We start from the raw sequence: 23,846 nt of genomic DNA on the forward strand, positions 1-23,846 counted from the left end.
CCTTTTTCAATGCGTAAGTGTCGAGGGGCAGCGTAGTTCAATAACCGAGCGTGCGTAGGCCTTTGAGCTGGTCCAGATTGCAGTTCAACGCGCCGTTGTTCAGACCGTTATTGTTCATCACGACGTTGAGTTGGGTCATGTTGTTGACGAAGTTGGTATTGCCGGTCAGAACCGTCCCCTGCAGCACATTCCCGCCGCCGATCTGCTGCAGGCTTGTGCCCTGGTTGTGGTTGGCCTGGATGGCCATCTGCAGGCCGCCATGGTTGGCCGACACGCTGACATGACCGGCCTGGCTGTCGCCGGTGACGGTGCCGCCGGCCACCAATACCTGTCCGGACTGCACGGCATTGGCAGGCGCAAAGCCGTTTTGGGTGACGTTGATGCCGACATTGTTGTAGGCGGTGTTGCCATCACCGGCGGTGCGTACGCTCTGGATCACGCCCTGGCCACTGCCGAGGCCGGCGCCGCCGGTCACGTTGCCGCTGCCGGTAGTGGGCGTTCCGGAACCTGCCGCACCGGAGGTTTGCACGTAGAACTGCGGCGTGAGGGTGGTCTTGTCCAGCTGCATGCTGGCCTTGCCGGTAATGCTGTCACCCACGGCATTGGTCCAGGTACTGCTCATGACGATGCCGAAGCTGATGATTCGCCCCGGCATCACATAGCGGCCACGCAGCTCGGCCATTTGCGCATCATTGAGTTCGATCGGCTTGAAACCCGACGAAGCATAAGCGGGCATCGAGGCTGCCAGACACACAACCGTCAGCCAACGGGACGTGTTCATCTTTTGCTCCTGGGGCGTCCTGCCCCTTATTGCGCTTCTAGAAGAAGTCGCTCTGGATAAAACCGAAATCCATCAGCTCGGCGTCGCCTACGGGCCGGAACTCGTTCAACTGGTTTTTGGCGGTCAGCGGCGCAGGCGGGTCGAGCAACACATTGGCCTTGTCGTAGCCTTCACCCAATACGGCGAAGACGATGCCATTCCAACCTTTGACGAAATCGTCCCGCGAATAGCGCTTATGGCCCAGCACCGGGTCGCCGACATACACCCAGTCCTTGTCGGCCCGCTGCATCACCACGAAGTGCTTGTAGCCACGGATTTCCAGCAGCACCACCACCGGGATTTTCACGGTGACCAGGGTGTCCGGGGCGATCTTGTAGCCCCGGGCGCGCATGCCGATGCTTTCGAGGTAGCGCTTCATGTCCAGCATGGAAAAACCCTGGGTACGCACCAGGTCCTGGTCGGCGGTGACCAGCATGCCTTTGATGATGTGGTCTTCGTCGACGTCCAGCCAATAGGCCTGGCGCAGGATGGTGGCGAGCGCCGCGGCGCCACAGCTGAAATCGGTTTTCTGTTCCACCAGATTGGCGAACCGGCGTTCACGGATGCTCTCGACCTTCTTGAAAATCACCGCACCGCCGGGCATGGCGGAGATCGCCATGGTGCCTGCCCAGGCGGGGCCGGTGAGCACCATCAGGAGGGTGAGGGTCGCGAGGCGCATGATCGACTGACCTGTTGGACACTGGAATAAAAAAGGGCCTTGTTGCCAAGGCCCCGTTGGATCAGAAGCGCACGCCGCTGCTGCAGACGCTGCAACCTTGACCGATCGACAGGCTGTTGCTGCCCTGGTTGCCCGCGCCGGATTGCAGGTTCACACCCACGTTGCCGGAGTTGCGGTTGACCGAGTTGTCGAGGCTTGCGTTGTTGGACACGTATTGGGGCTTGCCGTAGCCATGGCTGCTGACGGCGGTGTTGAGGTAGCTGTTGTTGAGCGAGTTCTGCTCGGTGTTGGAGGCGGCAGCGATGTTCTTGCCGTCAGCGGTGGTGATCGCCAGGTTGTTTTTACCCTGGTTGCCTTGACCGGCCTGGCCGTTGTAACCCACGTTGCCGGAGTTGCCGTTGACGGAGCTGTCCAGGGAGGCGTTGTTTTGCGTGCCTTTGTTGATGAGGTTGTTATTGGTGCTGGCTTGATCCACATCGATCACGGCGAACACGCTGGCAAAGTCGCCTTTGGCACTGGAGATGGCGCCCGCGTTATCCGCCTGGTTGCCCGAGCCCGACTGTACGTTGACGCCCACGTTACCGCTGTTGCCGGTGACCGAATTGTCGGCCGAGGCGTTGTTTTCGGTGTTGCTGTCGTCGAATTTGTTGTGTTCGCTTTTTTGCACATCAGTGACGACAGCGGCGACGGTACCGGTGGGTTGAGGGGCTGGATGCCAGCCACCACCCGCTTGAGCTGCCGCAGCCATAAGCGCGGCGAGAGCGAAAACCAATGGTTTGAGCGCCATTTGAGGTTTCATGGTGTTTCTCCTTGCTTCTAATTAGTTGGGTTAAGTGTTGGTACGGTCTAACGAACGCCTATCAAGCAGTTACTTGATAGTGATACCCAGGGTGTTAGCCACTCGGTTCCCCACCCCGGCACTCTGGTTCACCTGAATCACTCCTCGGCTGCCGGTGAAGGCCTGGTCGCTGGTCACGACCTGGCGGCTGCCAGTGGTGGAGGTGGACCCTGAGTCGGTTGCCAGCGTCGTCGTGTTCTGTTGCAACAGGACGCTGTCATCGATGCTTTGCGGGCCAGGATTGACGCTGATCCGCACCGCATTGATCGATTGGTTATTGGCCCCGGCCGACTGGTTGATGCCCAGTACGCCGTTGCCGCTGGTAAAGGAGGTGCCCAGGATCGCCGCCTTGGCGTTCAAGGACGGGTCGACGTTGCCGTCGAGCTTCTGGATGTTGACGGTGGTGGCCTGGCCACCGAGGACAATGGCGCGGCTGTTGGACATTTGTTGCCGGTTGCCGGCCGCCTGGTTGATCGACAAGACGCCCTGGTACTGTTGCCCGCTGCTATCGATCATGGCGGTGTCGTCAGCCGGGCTTGATGCGCTGCCCAGCAGGGCGCATATCAACAGCACGCGCCTCATCACTTGCCCCCCAGCATGCTGCCGAGGTTGTTCAAGGGCGCCATGCCGCGCTGGATCGAATCGCTGATCTGCCCGCCCATGGCACTGCCTGAACCGTGGCCGGCGCTTGTACCGCTGCCCAGGGTCGACATGCCGGTTTGCGTGGCGCCCAGGCCCGACAGATTGCCGTTGGGCTGCACCGAGCGCGCAAGGCTCGAACCGCTGCTGATGCCGCCGATGTCCACATCGCTGAGTTCGCCGGAAATGGCGCTGATCACTTCTTTGCTGGGGTTGGCGTTGGCGGTGTTGGGGTAGGGGTCGGGGCGGGAGATGCGCCCATACATATGACCTTGTACGGTGCGCCCGGTCACGATCACGCCATCATCCGCATGACTCGGCAGGCAGGCGCCGGCACTGAGCACGCAACTGATCAGCAGTGCGTTTATCGAGGCATGAGTGAATGTGTTCACGGCGGCAGTCCTTTTATTCACGCTGACCCTGAACAGCGTTGTCAGGGACAGAGCAGAAGGCGTGCCGGTTTTTATTTTTCCTGTGGATTCATGAGGTTGAGGTTTTCGCCGGCGGCTTCGTCGGCTGCGGTGTTTCATCCATGAAACAGTCTTCGCGCGGCGCCGTATGCCCGGACGCTCGCGCCCGTTGTATCAGTGATGAAACAGTGTCCATGACAAAACGATGAATCCGTCCCTGCTGGGCGATTCAAGACAGTAGGGTGTTTCAAAAGTGGACAGGTCGCGCGGCCGGCGCAGGCTCAGTCCTTGGGGGTTTTACGCGGAATGGCGTTGAGTACCGGGTTGCCGTCCTGATTCTGGGTCAGGTAGACCGGCAGTACCTTGGGCAGGGAGGGGATGAGGTTGTTGACTTCGCTGAGGTTGTAAATACCGCCAATGCGAATGCTCCCGGTGCCCGCGTCCGCCAGCATCGCGGGTTTGTCCAGGTAGCGGTTGATCAGCGGCAGCGCATCGGCCAAGGCCAGGTTATCGAGCACCAGTTTGCCCGTGCGCCATGCCAGGGCCGTGTCATCTGGCTTGATCGCCGCCACGCGTGGGGTGGCGTCGCCCCGTTGGTAACTGGCCTGCATCCCCGGGGTCAGCGGCACGCTGCCATGCACCGAGTCGCTGGCGATCTGCACCGAACCTTCAAGCAGCATCACCCGCACCTGGTCCGCATAGGTCCAGACATTGAACTGGGTGCCCGTCACTCGCACCTGGCCCTCGCCAGCCTGCACGATAAAGGGATGATCGCCGTCATGGGTGACCTTGAAAAACGCTTCACCCTTTTTCAGGCTGACCTGACGCCGGTCCTTGTAATTGCTGTAGACCAGCTCGGTGCCCAGGTTCAACTCCACCTGGCTGCCATCGCCGAGGGTGACCTTGCGCAAGCCATTGGTCGCTACGTAGTGTTTGTAGGCGCTGGGCAACCAGCCGGCTTCCCAGCCGGTAAAGGCGGCCAATGGCAAGGCGCCCAGGCAGATGGCGGCGGCGACCGCGTAGGTGCGCCAGCGCTTGCGCGGCTTGTATGGCAACCTGACCGGTGCCGGCGTGTCGCGCGGCAGATGATCGGCCACGTCCCAGATTTCCAGCATCGCCGCATATTCGAAAGCGTGCAGCGGGTGAGCGTCGTGCCATGTTTCAAATGCCTGACGCTCGGCGGCCGAGCAATCCGCGGCATGCAGGCGCATGCACCAATGCGCGGCGGCGTCGGTAATGGCGTCGTACTCGGCTTCTGAAAGGGACTGTTCGCTCATTGACTCATCCTGATTTCCCGCATTCTAACCTTCTGAAGCACGCGGCGAGAACAGCATCATGGCGATTGCACATCAATTGGAACTTATTCTTGTTTGAGCGCGCCTAAAAATTCAGGAATTAACCTGTCAGCAACCATGGAGTACCAACATGTTGAAGAAAACCTTAGTTGCCCTGTGTGCCACCACCGCCTTGCTGAGCGCCGGCGCTGCCCTGGCAGACAAGCCGGGTGCGGGCTGGATTACCATTGAAAAAGCTATCGAGGTGGCGAAGACCAAGGCGGGCTATATCGAAGTGTATGCCGCCGAAGCCGATGACAATGGCTATTGGGAAGTCAAAGGCCGCAAATCCGACGGTACCGTCTATGAAGCTCGCATCGACGGCGCTTCCGGCAATATCCTGCGCGATCAGAAAGACTGACCCGCCCGCTGGGGGCCTGCTCAGGCCCCCACATCCAGCATGCGCCCCAGATGCGTAATCAAATAAGTGACCGAGTCGGCGTTGGTTAGAATCACGTCAATGCGTTTGTCGATATTGCTCATGAAGATTTGACGGGCTTCATCCAGGGTCTTTGCACCGGTAATGCTCAGGACTTTGCGCTTGAGGAAGTTGGTGGTGGTGTAAACGCCGTAATCCTCCCAGGTATTCGATATGTCATCCCATGTCTTGAACAGCATGCTGGCCGGCGTCAGCGTGGACAGCGCGGTGGTTTGCAAATCATCCTGGCGCGTCCTTACTGCCTGGGCGCCAGGCTTGGCCGTATCGATCAGGTCGCGGAACGGTTCCATGCTGCGCAGGTAGGCAATGTCTTCGGTCTTGAACCTCAAGTGCGTCAGTTCGTGAATCAGCGTCGACGCTCTGGCGTGGGCGAACATGTCGAAGGGCGCATTCAAGATGTTGGCGTATTCCGTCAGGTTCGGATCGAAGAAACGCTCGAACAGAAACACTTTGCGTTCACTGTCATCGACGAGCACCATCGCGTAATCACCCGTGGGGTTCGTCAGGCTGTCGCCACTGACGAGGCGTATCGAGTCAGGGCCGATCAAGGTGGGGTCGCTTAACTCATCCAGTATCCCGTCGATGATGGTCTCGATTTTCCTGACCTGGTCCGGGTTCAGGTTGATAGTGCCGAACAGGTCGCATAGAAACAGGCCCACTCGGCTATCAGGGGTGAGCAACTGTGAAAAGTGTTGGATGTTGCGCTTGCAGTTGACGGCGTAGTAAGTCGCCACATTCAACGCTTCGTCGACGGCCTGGGCTTTCCAGCGGGAGACGGCGGCAATCGCCTTTATGCCATGCGCTTCAACGTTGATCTCACGCCGTTGGGCCCGTTGCGTTTTCTGACGCGTCCAGGCCTGGCCGAAGCGGGGTTTGTGCAGGCTCAGGTCCAGCACCCATTGGCCGTCCGAATTGCGCCCAACATAGGGCCCCTGCTGATCATCGTTGCCCAGGCGCCAGTAATCCCGGGTTTTCGTCACCGGATACACTTTGCCTGCCAGCGGTACGTAAGCGTTGGCGCGCGCCTTATCCTCGTAGACACGGGTGGAGGTACCCAACTCCAGGTCCTTTAGAGCGACGTCATACTCCTCGAAGCGCTGCAACCGCGTGCGCGACGTGGTGGTGACGTCGTGCAGCCCCGGGATAATGGCCGTGGGCAGTTTGCCCGGCTGCAGGTCGACGACATCAGCGTCTCCGGGCGGCGGGGTTTCGCTGCCGTCCAGCTCGCTGTACAACGCGGCCATTTGCACCAGGGCCATGATGAATTCCTTCATCGCGACTTTCCACTGATGCAGTTGCAGCGCTTCCATCGTGCGCTTGACCTGCTTGTAGCTGCGCCAGACCACCAGCGGATAGGCGAGTTTACCCGCCATGAAGTGCACCGCTGTCGGGATGCCCTTGCCGAACAGGCCGACCGCTGTATCCCAAAGCAGCTTGGTGCCTTCCTCGAATTGACAGGCGAGCATCTTCAGCAGGATCAGCGTGTTTTCACTGAACAGATAATGCAGCAGGTTGCCGGTTACCGCGGATGAGGCAAGGCGAATATCGGAGGGCCGATGAGCGTTGTTTTGCAGCAAGTGGCGGTAAACGGCCAGGTGCGGATCTTCCAGGTGCTGGATGACCCAGTTCTGCAGGTCGCCCGGACTCTGCACTTCATCCAGCAGCGCTTGCTCGCTGTCATATTGCCTGAGCACATGGTTTTCGCTGTAAGGCGCATATAACACCACCGGGCCAGGGGGGTCATGTGCGCCGCTGATCAGGTACATGCCCAGTACCTTGGCGGCAGTGGCGCCGTCGGTCGCCACCAACTCCACGGGCCGGATCAGCGTCGACACGCCTGGCAGCGCCGCACGTGCCAGGGCGTCAGGCATGTCGAACACCTGCTGGACCCAACCCAGGGCCTGGGTTGACAGACGCTCCTGCAGGTGTTGCTCGTGGGCATATTGCAATACCTGCCAGGGCAATTGCCGACAGAACCGGCGTCGGCGCCCGCGTGCAGCCTCTGTGCGGGTGTCCAGCTCGGTTTGCAACAGTTTCTGGTAGACCGATTTCAAGTCCAGCTGGCGCACCATCTGGATCACTGCAGTGGCATCCAGGGTATCTGGCAGTGGCGTGGCGGTGCGCGAACGCGGATGCAGAGTCTGCCTGTTCAGGTCAGGCCAATGGCGCAAGGCGAAATCGGTCAGGCTGCAGGTGTGGATATCGAGGGCCTGGTGCACGGGAATCAGCACGTTATCGGGGCTGATGGTGTGCTCGGGAAAGCGTGCCTGGAGCAACTTCAGCAGGGCGGAAAAGGTGTGCTCGCGCAGGGTCGGGATGCCCTGCAGGTAGTCTTCTTCCTGCGCAGCGCTGTTGTGGTATTGCTCAAGCAGTTCGGCATGGTAGATCTGCTCCCTGGCGGGCGCCATTGCCAGCCACACGGGCAGGACCTGCTGGGTGATCATGGCGTCGGCCAGCGCCCTGGCCCGTGCCAGGTTGGTGGGTACGGGGGTCTCCAGGAGCGCATCCAGGCGGTCCTGCACGGCGCGCGCGGGCAAGTCCATGGCCAGCAAATGATCGACCGCGTCCATGACATTGTCGCCGTGGGTCTCCAGGCGATTGTCCAGCAGGTTATCGTCAATGCGTTGCAGCGCAGCCAGGCGATACACCTGATGGGGCACGCGTTGGGACATTCGCAGATTCTCCAGCAGCGTCAGCCGTTTGACCGGATGGGCCAGGCGCTGGGCGAGTGACTCGCGCAGAGCCGAGATCGATGGGAAGACCTCATGACCACGCCTGGGCGTCCACAGGATGGCCTGGCCCGAATGCTTGGGGTCAAGGCCGCCACGCTCGGTCAGTACAAACAGATTGGCCAGCGGCAGCAGCGCGTCGGACGTGCCCCGTTGCAGCGCCAGCGCATAAGCATCAGGAAGAAAACCGTTGATCCCATGACGGGTCAGGCGCATCAGGCTGTCGGTGCGCAGCACCGTATCAAGAATGGCATGGCTGCCGGCCGGCAGGGTTTTACCCAGCAAGCGCAGTTCAGCCTCGCTGCGCAAGCCCAGCAACATCGAATGCGCGTGTTTGTCGCGGTTGTTGTCCAGGAACAGGCGCGGCAGTTCACGCAGTTCGTGGCCGGCAAATACCTTCAACACCCGTTCGATTATGTTGTTGAAGGTTTTGAGGGTCATGTTGTTGAGCTTCAGGGCGACGTGCGGGGCGCGGCGTTGGTAGAAACCCGTCCTGGAAGACACGGGAAGCGGCGGGCTCTGCGGACGCAGGCGCTCGATGAAATGTTCAACCATGCTCAGGGACGACACAGGCGCACGCTCCTCGAGCTGCTCGGCGCGGGACGCGTACGTGTTGATATAGACCTCATCGGCCTTGAGGTCCAATCGTTGGGTTTGCAGTTCCGTGTTCAGGGCCAGGGTTGCCATGCTGCGCAGCGTGGGATGCTTCAGGCGCTCGATCTGCAACCCTTCTTCGGCGGCTTGCAGGCGTTGCAGGTGCAGCTTGGCGCGCTCGGTTTGCACCGTGGAGGGGCGGCCACTGCCACTGCTGACGGGATGTATCGTCCAGCGCCCGTTGGTGTCCAGGTCCGCAAGGCGACTGTCGAGCATGGTGCGGATGTCCAGGGCGTAATCGAGCAGTGCATCCAGGTCCAGCTGACCGGCGCTGCTGCGATACAGGCCCAGGGCATGGTTCATATTACTGGTCTGCTTGGCGGCGATGTCTTCGATCATGCCGGTGAACACATGCCCGGTGACGGGGCGTGCGGCAATGTTTATCTGGTCCAGGCCGATAAAGGTATCGCGCTCGTCCAGGGACAGGAAATTGAGCAGTTCATCCTCGTGTCCGGCCGCCGTGAGCATGGTCAATAGCGTGTCTTTGAGGTCATCCAGGTCTGCAAGTACCTGCACACCACGGGACTGGGTGTAAAGATAGGCATGGCTTTGATGCAGCATCAGGGTGCTGGCCAGTTCCACGTAGTGTTGATAGGGCGCATGGATACGCACTTTTTCCACGCTCAGGTCGGCGGCGTAGGCGCTGCGAGCGTCCTGGTCGCTGAGGCACAAGGCCTGGAGCATGTGGCTTTCATCGGCACTGAGGATGCCGGTCTGGCGTTTGAGCAGCACGTCGAGGCGGAACTTGTCAGCCAGCACTTGGGCGAACAACTCCAGGCGCGAGGTGCCGTTGTCGATGTCTTCGTTCCAGTAGGTTTGCAGCAGGCTGTCGAGCAGTTTGGACAGCGTGCCGGAGGTCTGCTCGATGAGTGTTTCCCATCGCTCGCGGTCTTGCTGCAACCGGGCCTGGTTGAAGTGGGTGGTGACATGCTGGGGATTGATGAATTCGCGGGTTTGCCCCAGGGGCCAGGCATGTTTCACATAAAACTGCAGGAACGCGTCACGTAGCGACAGCGAGTCGATCCAGCGTCGGTCGTTGTCCGTCGGGCTTTGGATAAAGCAGTTCACCCGAGTGTCCCGTTGATCCAGGCCAGGGAAATACGGGTGCGCCATGATCCCGAGCAGCGTATCGAGCATGTCGGACAGGGTCGGGGTTTTCTGCAAGTGCTCAAGCATTGATTGCACGTTGGCCCGTTGGCAGGCCTGCAGGGTTTGTTCCTGGTCTTCCATGACCGGACCCGGCACCGGCGAAGTGCTCAGGGTCAGGGCGGTAACCGCCGAAAGGCTGTTGCGCTGGGCAATCGACAGAAAGCTGAGCAAGTCGACGCGCTGCACCGTATCAGCCAACGCCAGGCTGACCTCACTGAGCAGCACGGCATGGCTGTCAAACACCTGGATACCGCCATACGGCGTGTACAGCAGGGCCTTGGCACCGTCCGGAGTCGGGCTCATCACAAACGCGCCGGCGAGTGGAATTGCAGCGTGGCCCACCGCATTGATCAACAGCTTTTCGACGCGCATGGGATGGCTTTGCAGGCGCGTATCCTGACGGCTGGCATCACTGGCGTAATACACGCCGTGCAGCCATTCCAGGTCCTTGACGGTGAGCCCCAGGGCGCGTTCGCGTTCACTCAATACCGAGCGATTGACGGGCAGCAGGAATTCGTCAAAAAAATACGGCGGGGTGACGCGGGTCATCGCCTGTCTCCAGCGTGAATAGGGACACACAGGGTAGGCAGGCACCCGTGGCGGGCGGGGGTAACTATTGAGTCTGAGTCGCGCCGTCAGTTGACAGCGAGCGCTGTGGGTGGTGTTTAATCAACGGTCTGGATGTCCATTCGTTGCCCCTTCCAATCATAAAAATGGAGCTACAAATGTCTGCGCAGTCTCCAGAAATTGCCACGGCCCTCATCAGCTTCACTGAGCTGGTGGGATTGCTCCAGCGGATTTTCGTCAGGCACGGCACCTCGCCAGAAGTGGCGGCGATCCTTGCACACAACTGCGCGAGCGCCGAACGTGATGGCGCCCACAGCCACGGTGTTTTTCGCATCCCCGGTTACCTGTCGACCCTGGCCAGCGGCTGGGTCAATGGCACTGCCGTGCCCACGGTCAGCGATGTGGCCTCAGGCTTCGTAAGGGTCGATGCCGGCAATGGGTTTGCCCAGCCGGCCCTGGCGGCGGCGCGTGCGTTGCTGGTGAGCAAGGCCCGCAGCGCCGGCATTGCGTTGTTGGCGATCCATAATTCCCATCACTTTGCCGCGTTGTGGCCGGACGTCGAACCGTTCGCCGAAGAAGGGCTGGTGGCGCTCAGTGTGGTCAATAGCATGACATGCGTGGTGCCCCATGGGGCCGACCGGCCACTTTTTGGCACCAATCCCATCGCGTTCGCGGCGCCGCAGGCAGATGGCGCACCGATCGTGTTCGACCTGGCCACCAGTGCCATCGCCCATGGTGATGTGCAGATCGCCGCGCGCAAAGGTGAGCGCCTGCCGCCGGGCATGGGCGTGGACAGCCTGGGTCAGCCCACCCAGGACCCGAAAGCCATTCTGGAAGGTGGCGCGCTGTTGCCGTTTGGCGGGCACAAAGGTTCGGCGTTGTCGATGATGGTCGAGTTGCTGGCGGCGGCGCTGACCGGCGGCAATTTTTCGTTCGAATTCAGTTGGGCCGACCATCCGGGGGCGCGTACGCCGTGGACAGGACAGTTATTGATTGTGATCGATCCGAGCAAGACCGCCGGGCAAAACTTTGCCGAGCGCAGCCATGAACTGGTGCGGCAGATGCATGCGGCGGGGTTGCGGCGGTTGCCGGGGGATCGGCGCCATCGCGCACGGGCAAAATCGCTGGAAACAGGCATAGAACTGCCGGTGCAGGAGCTGAACCAGCTTCAGGAATGGGCGGGGGATTGAACACGGGTGCGAGGGTGCCGGCAGACATACTAGGATTCAGCAAACAATGAAACCCAATGTGGGAGGGTGCAAGCCCCCTCCCACATTTATACCGAGTTCCAGCTTTGAATCAGCGCAACCCGTACCGGTCAGTTACGACGACCCAGCAGCAGGCCTACCACCAGGCCAAAGCCTGCGGAAATGGCCACGGTCTGCCAGGGGTGACCACCGATGTAGGTTTCGGTGGCATCCACAACGGGCTTGCTGCGCTCACGGACATTGGACACCGAGTCCAGCGCTTGCTTGAGTTTGATGGCGACCTGCTCGCGCAGGGTTTCGCCTTCCTCGCCCACCAGGGATGCGCTGCTCTTGAGCAGTTTGTCGGATTCTTCGATCAGCGAAGTCAGTTCGCTGAAGGCTTGATCCTTGATTTGTTCTTCGACGGCTTGGGCGGCGGTTTTGCGGGCCATGTGTGACTCCTTGCAAGTGAATGTGGCAGTGAACAATGGAGTGTCGGGCGCCGGCAAAAGTTGCAGTTATTTTGCTGGCCGCCCATTTGCGGCAAAATCCAAATCGGGTCCTTTGGACCTACAGTGTAAGATGTCCCTTATTTGTGCAGCAGGTAATTCACCATGAGCTTCAATCTCGCCAACAAGACCCTCGCCGAACGCGCCGAGCTGGAAGATGAAAAGTCCCGTCTCTACGACCTGTGGCAAACCAACCTGGGCAAGGCCAAGGGCGAAGCCGCGCGGTTGTTCGGGGAGCGCGCCAAGCGCAAGGGCAAATGGGCCGAATGGGTGCGTGCCGAACTTGACGGCATGTCGCCGCCGGAGTTTTCCAACATGGTGCGCAGTGAAGTCAACAAGCTGATGGCAGCGGCTAAATAAAGCACGCCTCAATCGCCTCACGCACCTTAAGCAGCAAAGGGTCGAGCTGGGCCTGGGTGCGCCAGCCCAGCTCCACCGGATAGCGCGGCAAAGCCAGCGGGCAGGCCAGCACGCGCAAGCCGGTCAGGCGGGCGATGGCCTCGGCGGCGTGCCCGGGGATCGTCGCCACCGCCGTGCTGCCCTTGAGCAGAAAGGCCAACGCGGCAAAGTGGCTGGTGGAGGCACACACCTGGCGGCTCAAGCCGTGCGCCGCCAAGCCTTCATCGGTAATGCCGATAAACCCGCCCGACGACACCAGCACATGCTCGCGCGCGACGAACTCCGTCAGGTCGATCCGTTGCTGGCCGGGCGCCAGGCTGTCCGGGTCCACCAGGCAGCGGTAGTCACCTTCGCCGAGCACTTGCCGACTCAGGCGCCGCTCGGCAAAACCGCCGGCGGTGATGGCCAGGTCCAGGCTGCGGTCGAGCAGGGCGTCGGCGACGATCTGGCTGTGGGTCTGGCGGAAAATCACCCGCAGTTTCGGCAGGCGCTGTGCGACGCTGTCGATCAGTCGACGACCGTAGGCAATCTCGAAGTCGTCCGACAGCCCCAGCACCACGGAGCGGCCCTGATAATTCGGGCTCTGCGGGTTGATCATCGCCAGGCTTTGGCGACAGCGGTCCAGTGCTTCGCTGATGACTGGTTTCAACTGATTGGCGCGCGTCGTCGGCGCCAGTCCCCGTCCCGTGCGCACAAATAGCTGATCGGCGTACAACTCGCGCAAACGCCGCAAACCGGCGCTGATTGCCGATTGGGTGACCCCCAGGCGCAACGCTGCGCGGCTGGCGCTGGACTCGTCATGCAGGGCCTCGAAGGTTTTGAGCAGGTTCAGGTCGACCTGGGCGATATTTATATGGCTCATATCATTTAGCACTGAGGTGGGCTTTATTCATGATCGAGCCTGGCCGGAGAATGGGCAACCCCCATTGATTCGGAGTGATCGTGATGCCTGTTTCTACCGTGGCTGCTTTACAAATTGGCGCACTGCCGGGCGGCAAGGCCGAAACCCTGGAACAGATCCTGGCCTATGAGGGCGACATCCAGCGCAGCGGCGCGCAATTGGTGGTGATGCCCGAGGCGCTGCTGGGCGGCTATCCCAAAGGTGAAGGGTTCGGTACTCAGTTGGGGTATCGCCTGCCCGAGGGGCGTGAAGCCTTTGCGCGCTATTTTGCCAATGCTATCGACGTACCCGGCGTCGAAACTGAGGTATTGGCCGGGTTATCCGCGCGCACCGGCGCCAGCCTGGTGCTCGGCGTGATCGAGCGCAGTGGCAGCACTTTGTATTGCACCGTACTGTATTTCGAGCCCACAGGCGGGCTGGTGGCCAAACACCGCAAGCTGATGCCCACCGGCACCGAACGGCTGATCTGGGGCAAGGGCGATGGCTCCACGTTGCCGGTGGTCGACACGGCGGTAGGGCGGATCGGCGGCGCGGTGTGCTGGGAAAATATGATGCCGCTGCTGCGCACGGCCATGTATGCCAAGGGCGTGCAAGTGTGGTGCGCGCCGACCGTGGACGAGCGCGAGATGTGGCAGGTGAGCATGCGCCACGTGGCCCATGAAGGGCGCTGCTTTGTGGTGAGCGCCTGCCAGGTGCAGGCCTCGCCCGAGGCGTTGGGCGTGGACATTGCCAACTGGCCGGCGGATCGAGCGTTGATTGCCGGTGGCAGCGTGATCATCGGGCCGATGGGCGACATTCTTGCCGGGCCGCTGGTGGGTGAAGCGGGGCTGTTGACGGCGCGGATTGATACCGATGAGTTGGTGCGGGCACGCTACGACTATGACGTGGTGGGGCATTACGCCAGGCCGGATGTTTTTGAGCTGACGGTGGACGAGCGCGCCAAGCCTGGGGTGCGCTCTATCACTGACTAAACGCGGTTAAAAATGTGGGAGGGGGCTTGCTCCCGATGGCGGCCTCAGGACCGACTAGGATTTTGTGTCGATCCCGGTTCAAATGTGGGAGGGGGCTTGCCCCCGATGGCGGCCTCAGAGCCGACCAGGATGCTGGATCGGACCGAGTACATATCCGTTTCTGCGGTAACGGCCACTTAGGGTTCCGCTTTTACAGCGGCTCACTTTTGAAAAGCGCAAAAGTAAGCAAAACGCTCTTGCCCCACCACTCGGCACCTCGCTTGGGCTCGGTGTGCCCGAACGCAGGCTTGAATCCGTGGGCCGCCGCCACGCGCCATCCATGGCGCGGGGCGGCTAACCCGGCGTCCTGCCGGGTTACCCACGAATTCAAGCCTGCGTTCGGCCAGCGTGGTTTAACGGGGCGCCTAAGATCAAGATCAAAAGCAAGAGCAAGAGCGACTCGCTGCGCATCGTGGTTAGCGTTGGCCGCTACAGAGTTGTGTAGATACCAATGCTCATCGGGGGCAAGCCCCCTCCCACATTTGATTTTCAGCGTTTGTTGCCCGTCGTTCACCAGGTGGCGGTGTTGGGCAAATCCAGCGTGCCACGTTCCACAAAACGCATCGTCCCGAACAACCCGCCCGCCAGCTTGCCCCGCAGCACATACGGCAGGTTGTTCAGGCTCTGGGTCTGGCTCAGGCCCAGGGTCTGGCGCAATACGCTAAACGCCGAAACACTCACCGGCACCATCAGCACCGTCTCGGAGAAACGCGGGATGCTGCCCGCCTGGTCACTCACCCCGGACGCCAGCGGCCGGCCGTTGACCTCCAGGTCCAGGGCCACGCCGTTGTAGTCGATCGCCGTTTCATTGGGGTTCTGCACCCGCAGCTTGACGGCGAAGCGCACTTCCAGGTCCTGGCTTTGCAGCGGTTCGATGCCGACCACGTTGATGTTGACCGGATCGCGATTGGGGAACAGCGCGCAGGCGCTCAAGGTCAGCAACAACAGCGATAGAACCATGAGTTTGCGCATCTGAAAGAGCCTCTAGCGTTTGGTGACGTCCGGGTCCTGCATGACCTTGAGGGTCGAGGACTCCGGATCGAATTCATCTTCTTCCAGCTCTATGAACTCTTCGGGCAGGAAAATGTTCAGCAGGATGGCACAGAACGCCCCCACGGTAATCGGCGACTCGAAGATGTTGTGCAGCGCCTTGGGCAAGTCGCGCAGCACTTCGGGCACGGCGGCAACGCCCAGGCCCATGCCTAAGGAAATCGCCACGATCAGTACGTTGCGTCGATGCAGACCGGCTTCGGCGAGGATCTTTATACCCGCCACGGCCACGGTACCGAACATGATCAGCGTCGCGCCGCCCAGCACCGGCTTGGGCATCAGTTGCAGCACCGCGCCGATCATCGGGAACAGCCCGAGCAGCACCAGCAGGCCGGCGATGAAGTAGGCTACGTAGCGGCTGGCCACGCCGGTCAGTTGGATCACGCCGTTGTTCTGGGCGAAGGTCACCATCGGCAGGCTGTTGAAGGTGGCCGCCATGGCCGAGTTGAGGCCGTCGGCGAGCAGGCCGGACTTGATGCGCTTGATATACAGCGGGCCTTTGACCGGCTGCTGGGAAATCATCGAATTGGCGGTCAGGTCACCGGCGGCTTCGAGCGGCGAAATCAGGAAAATCACCGCCACCGGGATAAACGCCACCCAGTCGAACGAGAAGCCGTACTTGAACGGCACCGGCACGCTGATCAATGGCACCTGGGGCAGGGCGCTCATGTCGACACGCCCCAGCCACCAGGCCACGACAAAGCCCAGGGTCAGGCCGATCACGATTGAGCCCAGGCGCAGGAACGGGTTGTCGAAGCGGTTGAGCACCACGATGGTCAGCAGCACCAGCGCCGCCAGACCCATATTGCTTGCCGCGCCGAGATCGCCGGCGCCGAAACCGCCGGCCATGTCGGTCACCGCGACCTTGATCAACGACAGCCCCATCAAGGTAATGATGGTGCCGGTGACCACCGGGGTGATCAGCTTGCGCAGCTTGCCGATGAACTGGCTGAGCACCACTTCGATGAAGGCTGCGAAAAAACAGATGCCAAAGATCGTCGAGAGGATTTCATCGGTACCGCCGCCCCGCGCCTTGACCATGAAGCCGGCGCTGAGAATCACGCTGATAAAGGAAAAACTGGTGCCCTGCAGGCATAACAGGCCCGAGCCGATGGGGCCGAACGTGCGCGCCTGCACGAAGGTGCCGAGCCCCGAGACGAACAACGCCATGCTCACCAGATACGGCACTTCGCTCTCCAGGCCCAGCACGCCACCGACGATCAGGGTCGGGGTGATGATGCCGACGAAGCTCGCCAGCACATGCTGCAAGGCGGCAAATATCGCCGCCGTGAAGTGCGGACGGTCTTCCAGGCCGTAGATCAGGTCGGATTTATAGCGCGGGCGGGGGGCTTGAGCGTCAGACAAAATGAGGGCTCGGGTCGGAAAATGGAGGCGCAGGATGCCAGAAACGGCCAGTCGTCAGAAGTGTAATAAATTATTTATAAAGCGCCCTGCATAAAACTTCGACATCAGCCGATACCCCGTATAGGCCCACCTAACCATTCTAAAACGGGCGGCCAAGGTCTGGGCAGTGCGTTGGCGCTGACGGATCGATTCGCGGCAGACGCTGGCAACATCACTTCTGAGAGCCCCCCCTATGTCCCTCCGTCATCTCAATATCGCCCCTCGCGCATTTCTCGGGTTCGCCTTCATCGCAGTTCTGGTGGTCATTTTGGGGGTGTTTGCGGTCAACCGCATGACTCTGATGCGCCAGGCTTCGCTGGACATGAGCACCAATCAGTTGCCCAGCGTGACGTACCTGGGGCATATGACGGAAAACGTGTTGCGCATGCGCATCCTGTCCTTTCGCGTGCTGGTCAACCGTGAGCCGGCTGCCCTGCAGGAAGCCGAAACCCGCATCGGCGTGCTGGTCGACAAGGTCAGGGCGGCGCAGACCCATTACGCCGCGTTGCCGGCAGGTACCGAAGAGGCGGTTCTGTACAAGGCCTTTGCGACGACCCTGGACAACTACGTCAAGGCCCAGGCCGACATGATTGCCCTGTCCAAGCAAGACAAGGTCGATGAAACGCGCGCCTTGATCAACAGCCGTATCAAGGAAGGCACCGACCAGATGGGCGAGCAGTTGAACAAACTGATCGCCCTCAACGCCGCTGGCGCCAAGGCCGCCGATGCCCAGGCCGAACACAGTTACGAAGCGGCCATTACCGGCGTCATCGTGGTGTCGGTCGCCGCTGCGTTGCTGACGGTGTTGCTGGCCTGGCTGCTGACCCGCAGCATCGTCACGCCGTTGCGCAAGGCCGTGCAAGCGGCTGAAAGCATCGCCGGCGGCAACCTGACCGCAGCCATCGGGGACGACGGCAAGGACGAACCGGCGCGCCTGATCAGTGCCTTGTCGGCCATGCAGGCCAACCTGCGCCAGACCATCCAGCACATTGCGGGCTCGGCCACGCAGCTGGCGTCCGCTGCCGAAGAGCTGAGCGCGGTCACCGAGGAAGCCTCCAAAGGCTTGCAGCAACAGAACAATGAAATCGACCAGGCGGCTACGGCGGTCAATGAGATGACGGCGGCGGTGGAAGAAGTGGCGCGCAATGCGGTGTCCACGTCCGAAGCGTCCGGGCAGTCCAACCAGGCTGCGCGCGAAGGCCGCGACCGTGTGATGCAGACCGTGAGTGCGATCCAGACCATGACTCAGGACGTGCAAAACACTGCGGTGATGATCGAAGGCCTGGCCACTCAGGGGCGCGACATCGGCAAGGTTCTCGACGTGATCCGCGCGATTGCCGAGCAGACCAACCTGCTGGCGCTCAACGCCGCGATCGAAGCGGCGCGCGCCGGTGAAGCCGGGCGTGGCTTTGCCGTGGTGGCCGACGAAGTGCGCGCATTGGCCCACCGCACGGCCCAGTCGACCCAGGAAATCGAAAAAATGGTCGCCGGTATCCAGAACGGCACCGGTGAAGCCGTGCAATCGATGCAGCAGAGCAACCAGCGCACCCAGAGCACCCTGGAAATGGCCCGCGCCGCCGGTGTTGCACTGGAGCAGATCACTCAGTCCATCAGCCTGATCAACGAACGCAACCTGGTGATCGCCAGTGCGTCCGAAGAACAGGCCCAGGTGTCGCGCGAGGTGGATCGCAACCTGATCAACATCCGCGACCTGGCGACCCAGTCGGCAGCAGGCGCCAACCAGACCAGCGCGGCCAGCCATGAGTTGTCACGCTTGGCGGTGGATCTGAACGCGATGGTGGCCAAGTTCGTTATCTAGAACCTGAACTACGGTTCAAATGTGGGAGGGGGCTTGCCCCCGATGGCTGTGGGTCAGCTAAAAATTAACTGGCTGACACACTGCAATCGGGGGCAAGCCCCCTCCCACATTGGGTTCACTGTTTCCACGCGGCCGCATTCACCAGATTCTGCGGCCGTTCGCCCGCCAACGCCTGCAACAGATTATCCACCGCACACCTAGCCATCGCCTCCCGCGTCTCATGGGTCGCGGAGCCGATATGCGGCGTGGCCACCACGTTGTTCAAGCGCAGCAGCGGGGACGCGTGGTCGAGCGGTTCTTTTTCGAACACATCCAGGCCGGCGGCGCGAATGGTGCGTTGTTGCAAGGCCTCGACCAGCGCCGCTTCGTCCACCACCTTGCCCCGTGAAATGTTGATAAAGATCGTCTCCGGCCCCATCAGCGCAAATTCCTCGGCGCCGATCAACTTCTCGGTCTCAGCAGTGAGCGGCAAAGTCAGGCAGACAAAGTCAGCCTCTTTGAGCAGGTCCTGCAGGCTGCGGTACTGCGCGCCAAAGCGGGCTTCTACCGCAGGCTTGGGCGAATGGCTGTGGTAGATCACCGGCATGCCGAAGCCAAAGTGCCCGCGCTGGGCCAGGGCTTCGCCGATGCGACCCATGCCGATGATACCCAGGGTCTTGCCGTGCACATCACTGCCAAAGTGCGCCGGGCCGATGTTCTTGCTCCATTGACCGGCGCGCACCATATCGGCCAGTTCCACTACGCGCCGGGCCGTCGCCAGGATCAGCGCGAAGCCGGTGTCGGCGGTGGTTTCGGTAAGCACGTCCGGCGTATTGCTGAGCAGGATGCCGCGTTGGGTGAGGTAGTCGATATCGTAGTTGTCGACGCCCACCGAGACACTCGCCACGGCCTCCAGTTTGGGCGCCAGCTCGAGCAGCCCGGCATCCAGGCGCAGGCTGGCGCCCAGCAGCCCGTGGGCGCCCGGCAGGGCGTCGCGCAGGCGGGCCAGGCCGGTCTCGTCCAGTGCGTCGATCAGCGTCACGTCGGCCTGCTCATGCAGGCGAGCCATCAGCGGTGCGGAGAGTTTCTTGTATAAAACCACGGATTTTTTCATCGAGTATTTGCCTTCAGTTCGAGGGTCGCCAAGGGCGCGCGTTCACGGTCGCTGGCGCCAGGCTTGAGGAAAATCGTCAGCACCACCGACACCAGCAATGCACCGCTCATCAGCAGGTACGAGGCGCCGGGCGAACCGGTGCTGCTATTGAGGTAACCCACCAGATAGGAGCCGCCGAACGAGCCCAGCGCGCCCATGCTGTTGATCAGCGCCATGGCGCCCCCGGCGACGTTGGCCGGGAGGATTTCCGGGACGATGGCGAAGAACGGGCCATACGGCGCATACATGCAGGCGCCGGCAATCACCAGCAGGGTATAGGACCACCAGAAGTGTTCGGCGCCGAGCGCATAGGAGGCGTAAAAGGCAATCGAGGCAATCAACAGCGGCGGCCACACGAAGCGTTTACGCTTTTGCAGCTTGTCCGAGCCCCACGAGACCACCAGCATGCCGATCACGGCGGCAAGGTACGGCAGCGCCGACAGCCAGCCGGCTTCGACCATGTCCATTTTCAAGCCGGCCTTGAGGATCGATGGCAGCCACAATACGAAGCCATACACGCCAATGCTCCAGCAGAAGAACTGCAGCGCGAGGATGATCACTTTGGGCGAGCGGAACGCTTCGGCATAGTTCTTCACCGCCTTGATACCGACCTGTTCGGCGGCCAGGGCACTTTCCAGGCTTTGCTTTTCGCTGTCGCTCAGCCACTTGGCGTCCTTGGGACGTTCATCGGCCAGCTTCCACCAGATAAACGCCCACAGCACCGCTGGCAAGCCCTCGATGATGAACATCCAGCGCCAGCTGAAATGCTGCACCAGGTAGCCCGAGACCACCGACATCCACAGCATGGTCACCGGGTTGCCGAGGATCAGAAAGGTGTTGGCCCGCGAGCGTTCGGCGCGGGTGAACCAGTGGCACAGGTACACCAGCATCGCCGGCATTACCGCGGCTTCCACCACCCCGAGCATGAAGCGAATCACGATCAGCATGTAGGCGTTGGACACGACGCCCGTCAGAGTGGCCAGGCCACCCCACAGGATCAGGCTGACAAAAATCAGTTTCTTGACGCTGCGCTTCTGCGCGTAGATCGCCCCCGGCACCTGGAAGAAAAAGTAGCCGAGGAAAAACAGCGCACCGAGCAGGGACGACATGCCGGGCGTGATCATCAGGTCTTCCGCCATCCCGGAGGCCGCGGCGAAGCCGTAGTTGGCACGGTCCAGGTAGGCCAGGCTGTAGGTGATAAACACGATGGGCATGATGTACCACCAACGGCGGGTGGCGAGTTTCACGGTTTCCATAAGGTTGCTCCTGAGCTTGTTGTAGTTGTGGCAACAGGTAGTGGGTTATGCAACGGATCGACTGGGTAATTCGGCGCGGGTGGGCAGCCCTTCCATATCGCCACGGCTCTGTACGGCGCGGCTGCCGATCCAGTTGCCGCGTTGTACCGCCTCGGGAAAACTCGAGTTTTCCAGCAGGGCGCTGATCATGCCCACGGCAAACCCATCGCCGGCGCCCACGGTATCGACCACGGTGTCCACGCGCACGGCGGCGACAAAGCCCTGGTCCATCTGGGTGCGGTAATAGGCGCCATCGGGCCCGAGTTTGATCGCCACGGCTTCGGCGCCCTGATCAAGGTAGAACGCGGCGATATCGGCCGGGTCATCGAAGCCGGTGAGCAGGCGGCCTTCGCTGAGGCCGGGCAATACCCAGTCCGCCAGGCTGGCGAGGGCGTTGATTTCGCGGATCATCCGCGCCTGGCTGCTCCACAGGGAGGGGCGCAGGTTCGGGTCGAAGGACACGCTGCGGCCGGCCTTGCGCATCTGTGTCATCAGCTCAACCGACAATTCGCCGGTGGCCTCCGACAATGCCGGCGGAATCCCGGTGGCATGCAGATGACGGGCTTGCAGCAGTGCCGGGTTGATGTCTGCAACCGACAAATGGCTGGCCGCAGAGCCTTTGCGGAAATACTCCACCTGGGGATCGGCGCCGGACTCTTCGCGGGACTTGAGCTGAAAACCGGTGGGGTGCAGCGGGTCGACGCTCACATGGCGGCAGTCCAGGCCTTCGTTGGCCAGCGTGTCGACGACAAAGCGCCCGAGGGAGTCGTTACCCACCCGGCTCAGCCACGCGACCTTGAAACCCAGGCGCGACAGGCCAATCGCGACATTACTGTCGGCGCCCGCAATGCGTTTGTGAAACTGGCCGACCTGGGCCAGATCGCCGGTCTGCTCGGCGACAAACATCGCCATGGTCTCGCCAAACGACAGGATATCGATCTCAGACATGGGCATTCTCCACGCGGGGTTGGCCCAGACGGGCGAGGGTGGCGACCTGTTGCGCGGTGACGTCGACCAGGTCATCGCCCTGCAGCGGAAATTCCACCGCCCGGGTAATACCTTGAGTCATGTGCGTGAGCAGTTGTTCCCACAGATGCAGGTCGGTGGCGCCAGGCGGCAGGGCCACCAGCTTGCCGTCCGGGCGACGCGCGACGGCCTTGCAGTGCAGGTAGTCCACATGCCGGCCCAGCAGACGCGCGGCGGTGAGGGCGGACTGATCCTGCCACTGCCAGTTGCCGATGTCGAAGGTCATCCTGACCGGCAGGCCCAGGCGTTCGACCTCGGTGAAAAACCGCTGCATCGGCTCGATCCGGCCGCCGTGCAGGGTCTGGTCGTTTTCCACCAGCAGCTTGACCGCGTGGCGATTGAGCAGGGCCTGCAGGCTCTCCAGGTCGTTGGTGTCGGTGAAGTAACCCAGGGAAACTTTCAGCCAGCGCGAGCCGAAGGCCTGGGCGCGGTCGAGGGTGGCGGCGAGGTCTGGATTGGGCTGGGCACGCCCGGCCACCCAGAGTTCCAGGGGCGAGGAAAACACCGACTCCAGGCCTTGCTCGGCGGCGGCCCGGGCCAGCGTGTCGGGCTGTTCGGTGGTGAGCAGTTCTTCACGCCATTCGATGCGCCGGGCACCGGCGGCGCTCAGCAGCGTGACAAAACTCAATTGGCCCTGCTGGCGGACCAGCTCGGCGCCGAAGCTGGAAAGGCTGATGGAGACGGGGTATTCATGCATTGTTGTTTACCTCTGAAACCGGTTTCATTTTTTGTGCGCAGAACAAAATGTGGGAGGGGGCTTGTTCCCGATTGCGCTATGTCAGTCAGCTTATCTGTAGCTGACCCACCGCAATCGGGGGCAAGCCCCCTCCCACAGGGAGTTGGGTGGAGCCGCGAATGATCAGTTGGGGCAGGAAATCGAGGGTACGGGTGGGGGCTGTGTCGCCGCGCAGGCGCTTGAGCAGACAGTCGAACGCGGTAGCGCCAATCGCCTCGGTGGGCTGGGCGAGGGCGGTGATGCCGTTGCCCACCAGTGGGTACCAGTCCAGGTCATCCAGGGCGATCAGGCCCACATCGCCGAACAGCTCGCAGCCCGATGCCTTGAGCGCCCGTGTACAGGCCAGCGCTGCAACACCGTTGGCGCAAAACAGCGCCTTGTGGCCGGGCTTGGTCAGAAAGACTTGCAGGCGGCTTTCCAGCTCGCCATCGAGTTCAACCACGGCACCGGTCAAGCCCGGGCGCCGGGCGATTTCGGCATTGAAACTGTCCAGGCGCTCCAGGCGTGAACTGGTGCCATCGGTGGCTTCGCTCACCAGCAACAGGTTGCGGTAACCCTGTTGCTCCAGGTGCTCCACCGCCATGCGCACCGCCGCTGGATTGTCCAGGCCGACCAGGTCGCTGTGCAGCGGCTCGACCTTGCGATCCACCAGCACCAGGGGCATTTCCCGTTGCAGTTCCAGCAGTTGGTCGAGGTGATGGCCGAGGGTGTTCACGATCAGCCCTTCGATGTTGTACGAACGCAGTGCCGCCAGGTGCTGGCGCTCCTGCTCGTCATCGCGGTCGGTATTGCACACCACCAGGCTGTAGCCGTGCTGGCGGCAGGCGGTTTCGACGCCGTGCATCACGGCAATGGAATAGGGGTTGCGGATATCGGCCACCAGCATGCCGATCAGGCGCGTGCGCCCGCGTTTGAGACCGCGGGCCATCTGGTTGGGGCGGTAGCCGAGTTCAGCGATCGCCTGCTCGATCCGCAGGGCAATGGCGTCGGAGAGCAGGGCGCGGTCGTCGCCGATAAAACGCGACACGCTGGCTTTGGAGACGCCGGCGCGCTCGGCGACATCAAGCATGGTCACGCGGCTGCGCTGGGCGGCAGAAAAGTTGTTCACGGTGATCGACCT

The 23,846-nt window shown here is 61.7% G+C and carries 21 protein-coding genes; 5 read left to right on the forward strand and 16 right to left on the reverse strand.

All coding sequences use genetic code 11. The features are described from left to right. Positions 1–37: 37 nt before the first annotated feature. The 6 genes from TU82_RS05765 to TU82_RS05790 all read right to left on the reverse strand — a co-directional run bounded on the left by TU82_RS05765 (position 38) and on the right by TU82_RS05790 (position 4,663). Positions 38–781, reverse strand: a complete 744-nt coding sequence (locus TU82_RS05765; protein WP_057722169.1) for a hypothetical protein — start codon at positions 779–781, stop codon at positions 38–40. Between the two features lie 37 nt (positions 782–818). Continuing rightward, the gene (locus tag TU82_RS05770; RefSeq protein WP_057722170.1) at positions 819–1,499 is read right to left on the reverse strand and encodes a C39 family peptidase; all 681 of its coding nucleotides are present in this window, start codon (positions 1,497–1,499) and stop codon (positions 819–821) included. 61 nt (positions 1,500–1,560) lie between these two features. Then, on the reverse strand, positions 1,561–2,298 hold the full coding sequence (locus TU82_RS05775; RefSeq protein WP_057722171.1) for a hypothetical protein: 738 nt from the start codon (positions 2,296–2,298) through the stop codon (positions 1,561–1,563). A 69-nt stretch (positions 2,299–2,367) separates the two neighbouring features. Continuing rightward, positions 2,368–2,919, reverse strand: a complete 552-nt coding sequence (locus TU82_RS05780) for a hypothetical protein (protein WP_057722172.1) — start codon at positions 2,917–2,919, stop codon at positions 2,368–2,370. Further along, positions 2,919–3,368 (reverse strand): hypothetical protein, encoded by a 450-nt coding sequence (locus TU82_RS05785; protein WP_057722173.1) that lies wholly within the window; start codon positions 3,366–3,368, stop codon positions 2,919–2,921. The genes TU82_RS05780 and TU82_RS05785 overlap by 1 nt, the downstream gene beginning before the upstream one ends. A gap of 299 nt (positions 3,369–3,667) precedes the next feature. Continuing rightward, on the reverse strand, positions 3,668–4,663 hold the full coding sequence (locus tag TU82_RS05790) for a FecR family protein (protein ID WP_057722174.1): 996 nt from the start codon (positions 4,661–4,663) through the stop codon (positions 3,668–3,670). A 148-nt stretch (positions 4,664–4,811) separates the two neighbouring features. On the opposite strand from TU82_RS05790, the gene TU82_RS05795 reads away from it, so the two are divergent. Further along, the gene (locus TU82_RS05795; protein WP_025857288.1) at positions 4,812–5,081 is read left to right on the forward strand and encodes a PepSY domain-containing protein; all 270 of its coding nucleotides are present in this window, start codon (positions 4,812–4,814) and stop codon (positions 5,079–5,081) included. Between the two features lie 20 nt (positions 5,082–5,101). On the opposite strand, the gene TU82_RS05800 is transcribed toward TU82_RS05795, so the two are convergent. Continuing rightward, positions 5,102–10,240 carry a dermonecrotic toxin domain-containing protein gene (locus tag TU82_RS05800; protein WP_057722175.1) on the reverse strand — a complete coding sequence of 1,713 codons (5,139 nt, stop codon included), beginning with the start codon at positions 10,238–10,240 and terminating at the stop codon, positions 5,102–5,104. Between the two features lie 176 nt (positions 10,241–10,416). On the opposite strand from TU82_RS05800, the gene TU82_RS05805 reads away from it, so the two are divergent. Continuing rightward, on the forward strand, positions 10,417–11,448 hold the full coding sequence (locus TU82_RS05805) for an Ldh family oxidoreductase (protein ID WP_057722176.1): 1,032 nt from the start codon (positions 10,417–10,419) through the stop codon (positions 11,446–11,448). Positions 11,449–11,576: 128 nt separating this feature from the next. Here TU82_RS05805 and TU82_RS05810 read toward each other — a convergent pair whose 3' ends face one another. After that, the gene (locus TU82_RS05810; protein ID WP_057722177.1) at positions 11,577–11,897 is read right to left on the reverse strand and encodes an ElaB/YgaM/YqjD family protein; all 321 of its coding nucleotides are present in this window, start codon (positions 11,895–11,897) and stop codon (positions 11,577–11,579) included. 162 nt (positions 11,898–12,059) lie between these two features. Here TU82_RS05810 and TU82_RS05815 point away from each other — a divergent pair, with 162 nt between their 5' ends. Next, positions 12,060–12,314 carry a hypothetical protein gene (locus tag TU82_RS05815; RefSeq protein WP_003190904.1) on the forward strand — a complete coding sequence of 85 codons (255 nt, stop codon included), beginning with the start codon at positions 12,060–12,062 and terminating at the stop codon, positions 12,312–12,314. Here the strand turns inward: TU82_RS05815 and TU82_RS05820 are convergent. After that, a complete protein-coding gene (locus TU82_RS05820; protein WP_057722610.1) occupies positions 12,307–13,206 on the reverse strand; it encodes a LysR family transcriptional regulator in 900 nt (299 codons plus the stop codon). The genes TU82_RS05815 and TU82_RS05820 overlap by 8 nt on opposite strands. 92 nt (positions 13,207–13,298) lie before the next feature. On the opposite strand from TU82_RS05820, the gene TU82_RS05825 reads away from it, so the two are divergent. Further along, positions 13,299–14,225, forward strand: a complete 927-nt coding sequence (locus TU82_RS05825; RefSeq protein ID WP_057722612.1) for a carbon-nitrogen hydrolase family protein — start codon at positions 13,299–13,301, stop codon at positions 14,223–14,225. Between the two features lie 549 nt (positions 14,226–14,774). On the opposite strand, the gene TU82_RS05835 is transcribed toward TU82_RS05825, so the two are convergent. Continuing rightward, entirely contained in the window at positions 14,775–15,236 is a 462-nt protein-coding gene (locus tag TU82_RS05835) for an LEA/WHy family protein (protein ID WP_043050713.1), read from the reverse strand. Positions 15,237–15,248: 12 nt separating this feature from the next. Next, complete coding sequence (locus tag TU82_RS05840; protein ID WP_057722179.1) at positions 15,249–16,679, reverse strand: nucleobase:cation symporter-2 family protein; 1,431 nt, start codon at positions 16,677–16,679, stop codon at positions 15,249–15,251. Positions 16,680–16,911: 232 nt separating this feature from the next. Between TU82_RS05840 and TU82_RS05845 the strand changes: the two genes are divergently transcribed. Next, positions 16,912–18,537 carry a methyl-accepting chemotaxis protein gene (locus tag TU82_RS05845; protein WP_057722180.1) on the forward strand — a complete coding sequence of 542 codons (1,626 nt, stop codon included), beginning with the start codon at positions 16,912–16,914 and terminating at the stop codon, positions 18,535–18,537. Positions 18,538–18,652: 115 nt separating this feature from the next. Here TU82_RS05845 and TU82_RS05850 read toward each other — a convergent pair whose 3' ends face one another. The 5 genes from TU82_RS05850 to TU82_RS05870 form a co-directional block, all read right to left on the reverse strand. Continuing rightward, a complete protein-coding gene (locus tag TU82_RS05850; protein WP_057722181.1) occupies positions 18,653–19,630 on the reverse strand; it encodes a 2-hydroxyacid dehydrogenase in 978 nt (325 codons plus the stop codon). Next, entirely contained in the window at positions 19,627–20,925 is a 1,299-nt protein-coding gene (locus TU82_RS05855; RefSeq protein ID WP_057722182.1) for an MFS transporter, read from the reverse strand. Before TU82_RS05855 ends, TU82_RS05850 begins: the two co-directional genes overlap by 4 nt. A 45-nt stretch (positions 20,926–20,970) precedes the next feature. Then, the gene (locus TU82_RS05860; protein WP_057722183.1) at positions 20,971–21,912 is read right to left on the reverse strand and encodes a sugar kinase; all 942 of its coding nucleotides are present in this window, start codon (positions 21,910–21,912) and stop codon (positions 20,971–20,973) included. Continuing rightward, positions 21,905–22,687: a sugar phosphate isomerase/epimerase family protein gene (locus TU82_RS05865; protein ID WP_057722184.1), complete on the reverse strand. Its 783-nt coding sequence runs from the start codon at positions 22,685–22,687 to the stop codon at positions 21,905–21,907. The genes TU82_RS05860 and TU82_RS05865 overlap by 8 nt, the downstream gene beginning before the upstream one ends. 85 nt (positions 22,688–22,772) lie before the next feature. Then, positions 22,773–23,834: a LacI family DNA-binding transcriptional regulator gene (locus TU82_RS05870; RefSeq protein ID WP_156421640.1), complete on the reverse strand. Its 1,062-nt coding sequence runs from the start codon at positions 23,832–23,834 to the stop codon at positions 22,773–22,775. Positions 23,835–23,846 lie beyond the last annotated feature (12 nt).

This window comes from Pseudomonas orientalis (assembly GCF_001439815.1).
GTDB lineage: Bacteria > Pseudomonadota > Gammaproteobacteria > Pseudomonadales > Pseudomonadaceae > Aquipseudomonas > Aquipseudomonas orientalis.